Below are 13,792 nucleotides of genomic sequence, written 5' to 3'. Positions count from 1 at the left end.
GCACGGAGCGCCGCCTTCGGCGGCGTCCCCGAAGGGATGAAAGACGGACGGTGATCCGCGTGTCACGGCCGCCTTGGCGCCACACTTCCGTGTGGCCGTGTGGCCGTGTGGCCGTGTGGCCGTGTGGCCGTGTGCGGTCGGTGGGGGAGCAGTGGGGCGGCGAACCGGAGCGGCATGGCTGCCGCCGCCGGAACGCGGCGGAACAGGGGGCAGGCGTGGGGCGAAGGGATTCATTCACAGGCAGGGCGCGCTACTGGTTCGACGCCACGTTGGCCCGCGGCACCTCCGCGCTCGTCGGCTGGCTGGCCCTGGGCTGCCTCATAGTCGTCTTCCCGGTGAGCGCCGTGCTGGTGTGGACGGACCCGCATGCGCCCGCGTCCCGCTCGGGGAGGCTGGTGGAGATCTGGCGTCTCACCGGTGAGACACTGCGGCTCGGCGGGGCGACCGGCCCACTCCTGCGCGTGCTGTTGTCGGTACTGCTCGCCCTGGTCGCCCTGGTGTACGTCTCCACCCTGGTTGGTCTGATCACCACCGGACTCACCGAGCGGCTCACCGCGCTGCGGCGGGGGCGCTCCACCGTCATCGAGCAGGGGCACTCGGTGGTGCTGGGCTGGTCGGAACAGGTGTTCACGGTGGTGAGCGAACTGGTGGCCGCCAACGCCAACCAGCGGTACGGCGCGGTGGCCGTACTGGCGGACCGGAACAAGACCGCCATGGAAGAAGCCCTCAGGAGCAAGGTGGGGACCAGCGGCCGCACCCGGCTGATCTGCCGTAGCGGTCCCCCCGCCGACCCCGCCCTGCTCGCCCTGACCAACCCCGGCGCGGCCAGCGCTGTGCTGGTGCTGCCCCACGACGATCCGTCGGCAGACCCGGAGGTGGTCAAGACGCTGCTGGCGCTGCGGTCCGCTCTCGGCGATGAGGAAGGCCCGCCCGTCGTCGCCGCCGTCAGAGACGACCGGTACCGGTTGGCGGCCTCCCTCGCCGCGGGAGCGCGCGGCATCGTCCTGGAGAGCGACGCGATCACTGCCCGGCTGATCGTCCAGTCCGCCCGCCGTCCCGGACTCTCGCTGGTGTACCGCGACCTCCTGGACTTCGAAGGAGACGAGTTCTATCTCGCCTTCGACCCGGCCCTGACCAGCCGCTCCTTCGGCGACACGCTGCTGGCCTACGCCACCTCCAGCGTGGTCGGCCTGCTGCGCGACGGCAGGCCCTTGCTCAACCCGCCGGCGCAGACCCTGATCGGCCCCGGAGACCGGCTGATCGTCATCACGCGGGACGACGACACTGCACGGCTCAGCGACTGTTCCGGGCTGGTCGACGAGTCGGTGATGACGCCCTGGCAGCCGACGAACGCCCGGCCCGAACGGCTCCTGATCCTCGGCTGGAACCGGCGGGCCTCGCTCATTGTCGACCAGTTGGGCCGGTACGCCGCGTACGGCTCGGCCATTGCCGTGGTGGCGGACCGGGCGGAGGTGACGGCCGAACAGGTCCGGCACATCGGTGCACCCTTCGTACCCCGGCTGACCGTCACGTTCCGGCCTGGAGACGTCACCCGGCCCGAGACACTTCGGTGCCTGGAGATGGACTCGTACGACAGCGTCGTCGTTCTTGGCCCGGACCCCGTTCCGGGACAGCAGCCCGACGAGGCCGACAACCGGACCCTCGTCACGCTCCTCGTTCTGCAACTACTGGAACAGGAGTCCGGGCGGGAGCTGCCGGTGGTCACCGAGATGACGGACGACCGCAACCGGACGCTCGCGCCCGTCAGCCCCGGAGCCGACGTGATCATCAGCGGAAAACTCATCGGCCTGCTGATGGCGCAGATCTCCCAGAACCGGCACCTCGCCGCCGTGTTCGAGGAGCTGTTCTCCCCCACCGGCAGTCAGGTCCACCTGCGACCGGCGGCGTCGTACGTCCTGCCCGACTGTGAGGCGTCCTTCGCCACGGTCGTCGCCGCGGCTCGGCAGCGGGGCGAGTGCGCCATCGGCTACCGCCGCCACGACCGGGCCACGGCCGTTCCCGACCACGGAGTGCGCATCAACCCGGACAAGAACGAGCGACGGTGCTGGACCGATCGCGACGAGGTGGTCGTGATCGCGCAGGACTGACGCGGCCTCTCACGGCATGACGTCGGTGATGCGGCGGCGGTGAATCTCCTCCTACGACGCGGACTTCACTCGGCACGAAGAGGCCGGCGCCGCCCGCCGTGCCCCGTCGACGTGTGCCCGTGCCGAAAGCCGTTGACCGACAGGGGCCGCGGGCGGCCGGCTGGTCGTGTTCGGCGAGAAGGGCCAGGACCCACAGGTCGTCGTGGCCCAGGAGTGATACGCCCACTGGATCCGGTGGCCGGGCAACCACCCTGCCCACAGCCAGTCAGGGCAGCCGTGACGGTCCCGCCGGCGAACCGGCGAACCGGCGGGACCGTCACGGAGGTTTGGAGTAAGCGAGATCGCGCGTCGCGCCGACAGGTCTAGACATACTGGGTGTAGACGCCCGGTGCGCAGTATCCGACGTGGATGCTGCCGTCACCGGCCCGGACCAGGATGCATTCCTGGAGTTCCCAATAGCGCAGGCTGGAGGCGAAGTTGTACTCGCCTATCGGCACGGTCTTGCCGAAGCCGCGAGTGTTCCACACCTCTTCGTAGCGCACTCCCCCATCGGCATACACCGCCTTGATCTTGAATGCGGCGCCCTTGCCGTCGTTGTCCCCGGTGTCCTTGAGCTCGCCATTGAGGTGGTAGCGACCGTCCGAGCTCTGCCACCAGCTGCCTGCGCCCAAGCGCCTCCGATGTCCCCCGTGGTCGGAGTCAGGTCGTACCTTGGGTCGCGTGGGCTGAGCCGGCGAAGGAGATGACGAGTCCGGCGGCTGCGGCTGCGATCGTCAGATTGCGCCGAAAGCCCTTGAGCGTGATGCCATTGGCCAGGGCAGTCCTCCTGGATGTCGATGGTGTGGGTGGGAACGGCCCAGCAGGGTGGACGACAGGACAGGGGCCAGGGGCCCAATGGCCTTGGCGCCTGCACCCTGCAGTGGGGCCCACTTGTTGGGAACGTCTGTTCGCTGTGCGGCCGGATGCCTGCCGAGCCTGGCCTCCGGGTCGTGTGACGCGTTGTTTCCTGTCCTGGACCAAGGTGCGCGGCCGGCCGTCGGCGAACCTTGGACAAACGTTGAATGCGCTGGTCGAAGGTGCTGTGTCAGGGTGGGCACTTGAGACTCGGGGGCGTGGTGTGACGGTTGAGTTCGCTGTGCTCGGCAGCGTCGTGGCGCGTGTGAACGGCAGAATCGTTGATCTGGGCCACGCCCGGCAGCGGTGTGTGCTCGCAGTGCTGCTGGTGGACACCAACCGCGTGGTTTCGGTGCCCGGAGCACGCTGCCCCCGCAGGCGCGGTTGCCGCGTCACGCCGACCGGTGAACCGCACCTGTTCCTCGTTCAGGTCCCACCGGCAGACGCACGACACGCCGACGAAGGGGGCGGACCACCACTCGACCAGGCCTGCGTCAGCGGGCGGGCAATGGCCTGCACCGCTCACAGCCCGGTGACCTTGGCGCTCGCCGACAACTCGTAGACCAGGGTGACCGTGCGGCGGCTGTCGGGCGGGAGAGCGACGTCCCAGCGGGCGATGCCCTCGGCGTCGACCACGTCGGGCGCCGGGGAGCACGAATCCCTGCGCAGGCGTATCTCGACCGCCGAGACCTCGGAGACCGGGATCCGCTCCCGTAGGACGACGAGCCGCTCGCCGTGCTCCCCGGGGGCGGAGAACCGGGACAGGTGCAGCCGGACCGTGCGGGTGACCACGGTCCGCTGGGTGATCCCGGCGGACTCGCGGGACTCCTCGGCATGCCGGGCCACCCTGTAGTCGTCGCAGCTGCCGAAGGCCAGCTCGACGGGGGCGCCGAGGGCGGTGAAGTCCAGCGTGCCGCGGCCGCTGAACCCGCTGCCACGGACCAGGTCCACGGGCCCGGCGAGCAGCGCGTGGCCGGACAGGTTGTCGAACCGCACCACCTGGGTGACCAGCGGCGACACCTCGGGTGAGCAGGCGTACTCGCTGCTCGCGGACGTGGTGAACACGGAGAGCGGCACCCGGTGGGCGCGGCCGTCTCCGGGCACGGAGACCGGCGCGGGGGATCTCAGCACCCGCGCCTCGCCGCCGTCGTCCACGCCGGGCAGGCCGAGCACCGGGGCCGGGCCGAGGTCCCCGATCTCCTCCTCGCGCAGTTCGACGTCGACCGTGCGGCGCTCCTCCGCGGAGCGGTCCTCGAGCGTCAGCCGGTCCTCACCCAGCCGCGGCGGATCGCCGGCCAGCGCCGAGCGGGCCGTCGACAGAGTCAGCCGTACGTCCGACCAGTCCTCACCGGTGCGCTGCCAGACCATCGCATCGGTCTCCAGCGTCAGGGAGTCTCCGTCGAGCACGGCACGGTAGGCGGGCCGCCACAGTGCGCACGGGGTGAGGTGGCTCAGGCGCAGCCCGACCGGCCCGGCGACCGCGGCCTCCACGGTCAACTCGACATGGCCGACCAGCTCGGCGGGCACCTCCTCGGAGAGGTCCATGGCCCGCTGGGCTTCGTCGAGTTCGGCAGCGAGTTCGGCCAGCCGGGCCTCCACGGTGCGCAGTTGCTCGCCGTGCGCGTCTCGCTCGTCGTCCACCCGGTCCAGTTCGCGGGCCCAGCGGGGCCGTTCGCTCTCCCCGGAGCCGGCGCCCTCACCGATCTCCCGCAGCAGATCGGAGGCGAGTCGGCCGAGCAGGCCGAGGCGGGCATGAAGCCGGTCGCGTCGCTGTCCCAGAGCCAGCCGCTCCTCCTCGAGGGTGTCGACACGGCGGCGCAGGGCGGAGTCGTCGTCGGACGTCAGTGGTCCGCGCGGCGTCCAGCTGCGGACGATCCGCGCGTCGAGCACGGTCGCGGGGTGATCGGCGGTCAGCTCGGCATGGAGGGTCCGGTCGACGGCCAGCGCACTGACCGGCCCGAGATGCAGCCGCTGGACCCCCGCCTCCAGGTCGAGGACGGCGGCGCGTTCGATGTGGGCGCGATCCTCGAGGCACGTGACGGCGGTGACGGGGAGGGCGATCGGCTTCGGGGCCGTGGACATGGCGTGTGTCAGCTCCTGCGGTTGCCGCCGGCCAGGGCCTTGCCGGTCGGGATGCGGATCTCGTAGCCGCCGTCGAGGGCGGCTGTGGAGCCTGCGGGCAGGTCCAGGCGCCAGACGCGGGTGCCCGGGGCGTGGCGATCGGGCCCCGTGCCTTCCTCGGGTGTCGTCCAGTCGGCTCGTTCGTCGATCCGGACGCCCGGTTCGGAGGTGACCGGCACCCGCTCGCGGACCTCGACGGTGACGGGCCCCGCGAGCCGGTTGGCCAGCTCCACGTGGACGCGGTGGTCGAGCACGGTGGTGTTGTTGCGCAGGCCCGAGGTCGACTCGTGCAGGTTCGTACGACGGGTGACCCGGATGCCCTCGGCCGGCCCGAGGCCCACCCGGCGGACACCGCCGGGTGCGAGCGTGGGCAGTGCGGCGGTCAGCAGGAAGTCGTCGTCGACGGTGACCTCCACCGGTCCGGCCAGCAGTGCCTGGTCGGTGGCGTTGGAGAGCACCAACGTCGCGTACACGGTCTGCTCCACGGACGGCACGCAGAGGTACTCGGTGCGCAGGCCGACCGGGATCTCACCGACGGTGACGGTGTGCCAGGTGCCGTCCGACGGAATGTCGGCGCGGGCGGTGGCATCGAAGCGGTGGTCGAAGGAACCCGCCGACTCCCGGGGCCGCACGGCCTGTCCGGGCAGCGGCAGCGCGGCCACCGCTTCGGCGCGGCGGCGGTACTCGGCCGCCACCGGGTCGAAGGGAGAGTCGGGAAACAGCCGGCCTCTGCGACTGCCGTGCTCGTCGGGGCCGCTCAGGACGAGGGCGGCGTAGTCGAGCTCGGCGTCGCTCGGCTGCGGCGGACCGGCCACCGGTGCCGGAGGGGGTGGCGGTGCGGCCCGACCGGGAGCCGCGGGCGCCATGGGGGCGGGGGCACCCGCGAAGGAGCTCCCGCCGGTCCGTGGCCGGCCTGCCGGTCGCGAGGGGGCCGCCTGCGCGAAGGCGGCCATCTCGCCGCCGAACGACGTCGGGGCGGGGCCGTACGCGGCGCCGGGCGCCGGGACCGCGGCGGCTGGACCGCCGTAGCCCTGCGGTGCCGGGGGAGGCGGCGGTGGCGGAACGGGACCGGACACGACAGTCGTGGACGCGAAGCCGCCCGCGGCACCCACGGACGCGGAGCCGACCACGACAGCCGCGGGTGCGGAGGACGTGGCAGGGCGGGGGCCGGCTGCCTCGTACCCGGTGAACAGGTCGGCGAGCCCGGCCGGAGGCTCGCGCCAGCCGGAGGGTGCGGGGGCGGGCTGACGGCGTCCGATCCGGATCGAGCGGAGCCTCGGCAGGTCGGTACGGCGCCGAAGATCGGCGGTGGCCAGGGCGATGCGCACGCCGGTCCAGTCCTCGCCGGTCCGCTGGGCGACCGAGGCCCGCAGCACCAGACGGCCGGTGCCGTCGCCCTGACGATGCGTGAGACGGTAGGTCGGTACCCAGACGGCGCCCGGCACCCCGTACTCCAGCTCCACCTCCGGCTCCGCGTCGTCGGCGCCGACGAGGGTCAGGACCGCGCTGACCGTGGTCTCCACATACGCCGACGGTGCGTCGGTGGAGGCGCGGGCCAGCCTGTCGGCGGCGACGGTGAGCTCGTGCCCGACGTGGTGCAGCGCCTCCTCCAGTTCGACGAGGCGGGTGTGCAGTCCGGCCAGCCTCTCGTCGACGAAGTCCGCGAGCTCCAGCCACGCGTCGACCGGGGTGCGGCGGTGCGGGTCCTCGCGCTTGCGGGCAGGTGGGACCGGGTGGAGTGCCCTGACCTCCTCGATCAGGCTCAACTGCCGGTCCCGGCGTCCCTGTGCCGCCGCATACTCGTCCCGCAGGCGATCGACCTCGCGCCGCAACTCGTCGGTCGTGCCCGCACTGAGCGGCTCGGCCTCGACGTCCACCCGGGCCTCGGTGACACGTAGCCCGGGGGCGCCCAGGACACGGGCCCGCAGCGAACCCGGGTCCAGCGAGCGGGGCAGTCCCGTCACCCGTATCCGGCCGTCGGGCGGCACGATGCCACGGGCCAGGCGGCGGCAGACCGCGCCCTGCGCGTACACCACGACCGAATCGAGGGTCGACCCCCACCTCTGTGTCGGCTCAGCCGTCATGTGCTCCACCCCCGCCGTGTCCATGCTGAGCGAAGCCTACGCCCGGCCGGTCCGCACGTTCGCGTCGCCTCAGGAGGCCGGCGCCCCGGTCCACAGGGCAGGGCCCAGGCGCTGCCGCGGCGGGTCCACGGACCTCCCAGGCCGGCCGACCTGGCCGTCGCCGTCGGCGGTCCGGGCCTGGACGCACTCCGCCAAGGTATGGAACTGACGTTCAGAGCGTGGCGCGGGCCTGTCGGGGCGTGAAACAACTCTTCCTCGGGTAGGCCTTCCAGCGCGCGTGCCCGGTGAGGTCGGCTGTCGGGGTAGAGGTCGTCCGTCGAGGTGAGGTCGGCCGTCGGTACGCGCGGTTTCGAGGACCGGCGCGCGTACTCAGCCGCACGTTCCGGCCTCGATCCGCCAGGGCGAGTCATGGGGGCTGCGAACTCACCAACCGTCCGTCCGGGCACCGTACTTCCGGTGGTCGCCGCGCGCTGGGCACTGTGGACGTTCGTCCTGGTCAACCTGGTGATCGTCGAGGTTCTGTTCATCACGGCCGGGACCGGCAAGAACGGGGTGCTCACGGTTGCCAAGTTCTTCGGGCTGCACGCCGCCGTGCGATGACCTCGGCCGTGCTCAGCGCCCCGCGCGGCCTGGGAGTTCCCCACCTGCAGGTGCACGCCGAGAGGTTCGGTCTGGCGTGAGCGAGGCCTGGGCGAGGCCTGCGCGGGGGAGCCGGTGCGCAGGCCCGTGGCCTTGGCCGCAGCTTCGCCCGGCGGCGCACGAGGCGGCACGTGGACGATCGTGGGACCGGACCCGACCTCCTGGGCCGGCCGCGTCCCGATCGCGAGACCCGGGGACAGGGGCAGGGGCAGGGAGGCGGACAGGGACAGGGACAGGGAGGCGGGCAGGGACAGGGACAGGGGCAGGGAGACGGACAGGGGCAGGGAGACGGACAGGGGCAGGGACAGGGACAGAGACGGACAGGGCCGGACCGGAGGCCGTGGCCGAGGGGGCTGGGTTGTGCGACGGGTTGCGTGAACCTCCGGGTGAGCCCTGGCCCGTGGTGCTGGAGAAGGCCCACGACCGGCTCACCGGCCAGGACCGGGCGTACCGGCCCGCCCGCCGTGCTGCCCGCCGGCCACCTCCGGCGCGCGGGGGCTGCGATGTCTCCCCCCGCGGGGAGGTGCCGGGTGTCAGGCGTCGTCGGTCCCTGCGCGAAGGCCCTGCCCGACCGCCCCGGGAACCGGAGGGGCGACAGCCTCCACGCCATCGTCGACACCCCGCACGCAGGCCTGCTGCATCTGATCCCCGGCAGCACGGAGGCCCTGGGATCAACGGCCGGGCCCGCGTACGCACGAAGGCTCCGGTCTTCGATGCCATGACGCGGGGCGCCGCCCGTCCCGCCCGCAACCGCTGCGCCGCTCCGGGGCCCGGGGTCCGGGGTCTGGGGTTCGGGATCAGGGGTCTGGGGTTCGGGATCAGGGATCGTGGCAGATCGGCTGAAACCGGAGGTGGCTACCAGCAGAACCGGCTGGTCCTCGTCGGCATCGGAGTGGGCACCGGCACCACCGCACTGATCAGCCGGCTCATCGTGCTCACCGACCCGTTCAACGCCGCCAAGGCGCTGACCCGGCTGTCCGGTTCGACGTACGGCCGGACCACGCCGGACGTCCTGCCCGTCGCGTCGGTGCTGACGCTGGGCCTCGTCGTCGCGGTGGCCCGCCGCACCGAGCTGGACCTCGTCTTCCTGGACGAACACACCCCTCGGCTCCTGGGCCTGCGGTTGTCCCGGGCCGGACTCGGGTTCCTGGTGGTGGGCGTCCTGCTCAGCGCGACCGCCGTCGCCTCGGTCGGCACCATCGGCTTCGTGGGACTCGTGGCACGGCACGCGGCGCGCGCCCTCGTGGGCCGACGGCACGGACGGGTGGTCCCTGTCGCCGTCCTCCTCGGCGCCTGTCTCGTCTGCGCGGCCGACCTCCTCGGCCGTACGGTGAACGCCCCGGCCCAGCCGGGCGCCGACCTGATGACGGCGGTGATCGGCACGCCGTACTGCCTCCATCTACTGGTGCGGAGCGGGCGGTAACCGCACGCGGCTGCCGCCCGGGGCCGCGCCCGCCCTCGCTTATTCGATCGCCTGAACGGATCTTGCCGGGCACAATCGGCGCATGCCGACCGCCGCGGAGCAGCTGCTCTCCGCCCTCGAACCGCTGCCGTTCCCCGCTCGCCTGACCCTGACGGCGCGGACCGCACGCGGGCTCGCGGACGACGGGATGCTCTCCCCGCTCCTGACCGAGCTGGACGGGCGCGGACCGTACGAGCGGCGGCTCGCGGCCTTGGCGGCCCTCGTGGGACGGGACGTGGGATTCCTCGCGGAGCGGCTGGCCGACCCCGACCCGGTCGTCGCCGGGTACGCGCAACGCGCCGCACGCGACCTGCCCGTACCGGACCGGGCGGTGGAAGCGGCGTACGACGACGCACCGGCCGTGCAGCGGCAGCGGCTGGCCCGACTGCTCGCCGCGGGAGGCCGTACCGAACTCGCCGAGCGGCTGGTGACGCGACTGCGCGCGGAGTGGGGCGACGTCGAGGCCGCGCGGTTGCTGCCGGCCTGCTCCACCCCTTTCGTGGCACGGGAGCTGCCGGGGCTGGCGCACGCCGTCGACGGCTGGACGCGGCTCGCGTCCCGGCATCCGGACCCGGTGCTGGAGCACGCCGAGCAGACCCTGGCCGACCGGGCCGACGGACAACAGCGGGACGACTGGTGGCGCCTGCACGCCACCACGGTCGCGGCACTCGCGCCCCTGCGTCCCGAGCGGGTACTCACCCTGCTGGAGCGCCACGGCCCCGGCAGTCTGCCGCCCGCGCTCAACAACGGGCTCGGCCCCCTGGCCACCGCCGACGCCGAACGCGTGATCCGCTGGATCACCTCCCCCGACCGCCGGGAACAGCGCCACGAGCCGGTACCGCCGCCCGGAGTGCTGCACAGGCTCGTGCGGGCCGAGCCCGCGTCGCTGACCGCGCTGGGCCGTCACTGGCTGAACCGCCGGGTCCACTTCGCCGCGCTGGTGAAAGCCATACCACCCGGCAAGCGTCCCGCGTTCGTGGACGGGGTCGCCGACGGAGGGACACAGTGGAACCTGGCGCTGAGCGTCCTCGGCCTGCTGCCCCGCGAGCGCCGCTGGGCGGAAGTCCGGCGGGCCGCGGCCGAGTTCGACGGCACCAACTACTGGTGGGACGACCTCGACACCCTCGCCCACGGCCCGATCTACGAGGCACGTCCCGAACTGCTCGCCGCGATCGGGCGGTCCGACGCCGACGACCGGGCCACCGTCTGGCCACTGTTCGTGGCCTGCGCCGCCCGCGACGGCAGCCGGGAGGCGATCACCGAACTGCTGACCACGGCGGGCCGCCGCCTGCGCAACGACCGGGACTCGGTACGCGCCGCCGCGCTCGGCGCACTCGCCGAAGCACACCCGCGGCTCTTCGGCCCCGACCACGCCCCGCTGCTGGACACGATCGCCACCGACGCCCTGGAGGCGAGGGACAGTTCGGCCGACACGATGACGGCACTGCGTACCCTCGCCGTACGGCTGCTCGTCGAGCACGCCACGGACGGGGCGACGGCCCTGCGGCACTGGGCGCTGCGCACTCTGGAGCGCATCACGAGCCGCGTCGGCGTACCCGACCTCGGCCCGCTCCACCGCGTCCTGCGGCGGGGCCAGGAACACCAGGTGTTCGAGGCTCTGCGCCCCCGGCTCGACGCCGGGGCCGCGCGGGCCGACTTCCGGCTGCTGCTGGGCCTGGCCGCCGCGCTGGGACCGCGCGCCCGACAGGTGGTCGAGCTGCAGGACGGGCTGGCCACGGCCCTGGAACGCGGCGACGACGACACGTTCCGGGCGGCTGCCGAACTGTGGCTGGCCGCACCTGCGACCCGCGACGAACGGGTCGCCAGGATCGTCGCGCTCGAACCGTCGTCGGTCGTTCTGCCGCCCGTACGGCGGGTGCTGGGCCGGAGGCGCACGGACCTGCTGGACACCCTGCTCGACGCCTCCCCGCCGTACGGCCGCTTCCTGGTGGACGGGGCCCGGCGCCCGCTGCCGGACCTCGGTGACAGCGACCGGTGGCTGCCCCGCCAGCAGCGGGCGGCGGTCCGGCTGGCCGGTCGGGCCGTCGCGGACGATGCGCTTCCGCTCGACGAGCGGGCCGCCCTGATCCGGGCCGCGGCCCCGGTGCCCGAGTTCGGCAGGGCCCTGGCGTTCGCGCACAAGGACGACACGGACGTGATCGTCGCCGAGGCCGCGCTCGGCGCGCTGCCCTGGACCGACCGGCCCCACGACACCCTGCCGGCGCTGTTGGAGCAGGCGGGCAGTGACCGGGCCAGGGTCGCCGTGTACGCGGCGGCACGCGCCGCGCGCTTCACCGCACCGTCCGAACTCGCCCTCGCGCTGGGCGCGTTGCTCACCGGGGAGCGGCCCGCGAAGGTCACCTCCCGCAAGGAGGCCGTACGGCTCGCCGCGCGCTTCCTGCCGCCCCGGCGGGCGGTGTCCCTGCTGGCGACCACCTTCCACGCCCCCGACCGCTACCCGGACGTGCGGGCCGCCGTCGTCCGTGCCCTGCCGCCGTTGCTCGGCGAACCGGAGGCCTGGCAGTTGCTCGACGACGTCGCACGCGACGACGCCCAGGCCGTACACGAAGCCTTCCTGGCCGTCACGCCCTGGGAGTTGGCCGAAGTGCATCGCCGCGCGTACGCCGCCGTGGTCGTCGCGGCGTACGAGACGTCCCTCACGCCCACCGAGGGCTTCGGGGGTGGCTATGCCCTGCTGCGCGCCATGGGGGTGTGGTGCCGCTACGCACCCGAGCTGGCCGTCCGTATCTCCCGTACCGTCTGCGACCTCGGCGAGCGTGCTCACTGGCGGTCCGCGGGGTGGGTGCTGCGCGATCTGGCCGTCTCCGAGCTGCCGCATCCCGTGGGCGGTGCCGCCCCGGGCAGTGCGTTCCACGGTGCGGTGGCCGAGTTGCTGGCCGCCACGCGCACGACGGAGGGCGGCAGTGACGCCGTGGAGGGCCGGGATCTGCCGGCGCTGCAGCGGCTCCGGCACCTGACGTCGTTCGGCTACGCCGACGCAGCGCGCCCCGAGTTGCTCGAAGCGGTCGCGGAACAGCTCGCGCCGGAGCCGCTGCTGGCAACCGAACGCGCCTGCCTGCTCGGCCAGTTGATCGACCTCACCGTGGAGCCGGCCGCGCTGCTCGAACGACTGCGCGACCTCGCGGACGCTTTCGAGGGTGCCGGGGTGACCGTCGCGGTACACACGTCCGATCGGTTGCGACCGTCCTCGGCACATCTCGCTCATCCGCGGCGTGCCGAAGCCCTGCTGACCGCGGCCGACCGTTTCGCCCGAGACGGCGGTACCGCGGCGGGCCTGCTGGCGGTCGGCCTGGTGAAGGGAACGGGCGGTGCTCTCGGCTGGCCCGAGGAGTGGCGGTCGCTGCTGCGCCTGCTGCGCCGGCACGCGAACACCGACGTACGCCACGAGGCGTACACGACCATGACGGAGAACGAATGACCTCCCGGCGCCAGGAAAGAGAGAGCACACTCACGGGAACAGGGAGTCATCGAGCATGAGCCCGGACGACTGGCACCTCACCGAAGACGTCGACGACTTCCTCGCCCGCGCCGGAGACTTCCTGCGCTCGCGTCCCGCCGCGCACACCATGCAGCTGACGGTCACCGAGACACTGCGCACCAGCGGGGCGGACGCGTACGGCGCCGGAGCCCCCGTTCTCGGCCGGCTGGAACGGGACGGCGAGGTCCACGCCACCTTCTTCCGCACCCCGCCCCACCGCCTGACCCTCACCCCCCTCACCCCCGGGCAGGCCGACGCCCTCGCCGCCCGGCTGGCCGGCCTCGGCCATCCCCTCCCCGGCGTCAGTGCCGACCACGCCACCGCCACCGCCTTCGCACGCGCCTGGCAGCGGCACACGGGCGCGGCTTCGACCCTCCGCGAACGGCAACGTCTTTACCGCCTCGGCACGCTCACTCCACCGCGGCCGCTCCCGGCGGGCCGGGGCCGCGTCGCGGGCGGGCAGGACCGCGAGCAACTCGTCCGCTGGCACCACGAGTTCGTCGCCGCCATCGGAGAGACACCCTCCGCCGACGTCGGCTCCCGGGCCGCCGCCCGCTTCGCCGACCGGCACGTCACCCTGTGGGAGACCCCGGACGGCACGCCCGTCTCCATGGCGGGCCTGACCCCGATGACCGCCGGCCAGATCCGGGTGGCCCCCGTCTACACCCCGGCCCACCTGCGCGGCCGCGGCTACGCGAGTGCCGTGACCACCGAGGCGAGCCGTGCCGCGCTCGACGCGGGTGCGAAGGAGGTCCTGCTCTTCGCGGACCTGGCCAACCCCACCAGCAACGCCCTCTACCAGCGCATCGGCTATGTCCCGGTCACCGACTTCGCCGTGTACGACTTCCCGTGCGCCGGGCCGCAAGCAGGTTGAGCTGTCGAGCACCGCGGTGCCGCCACCCGCGGCGAACCGGCTGTACGAGCGCCTCGGCTTCGAGGCCCGGGAGCCCCCTCCACCGGCTCGTGGCGAACGGCGGTCGGGGCG

General features: G+C 73.3%; 7 protein-coding genes and 1 pseudogene. 5 read left to right on the top strand and 3 right to left on the bottom strand.

Annotated features, from left to right (window positions below; all coding sequences use genetic code 11):
- The first annotated feature begins 215 nt into the window (after positions 1 to 215).
- The gene (locus tag OG858_RS05315) at positions 216 to 2,108 is read left to right on the top strand and encodes a CASTOR/POLLUX-related putative ion channel (protein ID WP_319262160.1); all 1,893 of its coding nucleotides are present in this window, start codon (positions 216 to 218) and stop codon (positions 2,106 to 2,108) included.
- 362 nt (positions 2,109 to 2,470) lie between these two features.
- Here the strand turns inward: OG858_RS05315 and OG858_RS05310 are convergent, their stop codons facing one another.
- The 3 genes from OG858_RS05310 to OG858_RS05300 all read right to left on the bottom strand — a co-directional run bounded on the left by OG858_RS05310 (position 2,471) and on the right by OG858_RS05300 (position 7,207).
- Positions 2,471 to 2,779, bottom strand: coding sequence for a hypothetical protein (locus OG858_RS05310; RefSeq protein ID WP_319262158.1), 309 nt, complete (start codon positions 2,777 to 2,779; stop codon positions 2,471 to 2,473).
- A 745-nt stretch (positions 2,780 to 3,524) separates the two neighbouring features.
- Positions 3,525 to 5,084: a mucoidy inhibitor MuiA family protein gene (locus OG858_RS05305; protein ID WP_327723321.1), complete on the bottom strand. Its 1,560-nt coding sequence runs from the start codon at positions 5,082 to 5,084 to the stop codon at positions 3,525 to 3,527.
- 8 nt (positions 5,085 to 5,092) lie between these two features.
- Positions 5,093 to 7,207, bottom strand: a complete 2,115-nt coding sequence (locus tag OG858_RS05300; RefSeq protein WP_328545357.1) for a DUF4139 domain-containing protein — start codon at positions 7,205 to 7,207, stop codon at positions 5,093 to 5,095.
- Positions 7,208 to 7,663: 456 nt separating this feature from the next.
- Here OG858_RS05300 and OG858_RS05295 point away from each other — a divergent pair, with 456 nt between their 5' ends.
- From OG858_RS05295 to OG858_RS05280, 4 genes and pseudogenes are all read left to right on the top strand, one after another.
- Positions 7,664 to 7,807, top strand: coding sequence for a hypothetical protein (locus tag OG858_RS05295; protein WP_256961145.1), 144 nt, complete (start codon positions 7,664 to 7,666; stop codon positions 7,805 to 7,807).
- Between the two features lie 889 nt (positions 7,808 to 8,696).
- Positions 8,697 to 9,269: pseudogene (locus OG858_RS05290) on the top strand (iron chelate uptake ABC transporter family permease subunit); the annotation flags it as partial.
- Positions 9,270 to 9,351: 82 nt separating this feature from the next.
- Positions 9,352 to 12,747: a hypothetical protein gene (locus OG858_RS05285; protein WP_328545105.1), complete on the top strand. Its 3,396-nt coding sequence runs from the start codon at positions 9,352 to 9,354 to the stop codon at positions 12,745 to 12,747.
- A 55-nt stretch (positions 12,748 to 12,802) separates the two neighbouring features.
- On the top strand, positions 12,803 to 13,681 hold the full coding sequence (locus OG858_RS05280) for a GNAT family N-acetyltransferase (RefSeq protein WP_328545106.1): 879 nt from the start codon (positions 12,803 to 12,805) through the stop codon (positions 13,679 to 13,681).
- Positions 13,682 to 13,792: the final 111 nt, after the last annotated feature.

This window comes from Streptomyces europaeiscabiei (assembly GCF_036346855.1).
GTDB lineage: Bacteria > Actinomycetota > Actinomycetes > Streptomycetales > Streptomycetaceae > Streptomyces > Streptomyces europaeiscabiei.
This window is presented reverse-complemented; position numbering and strand designations above follow the sequence as displayed.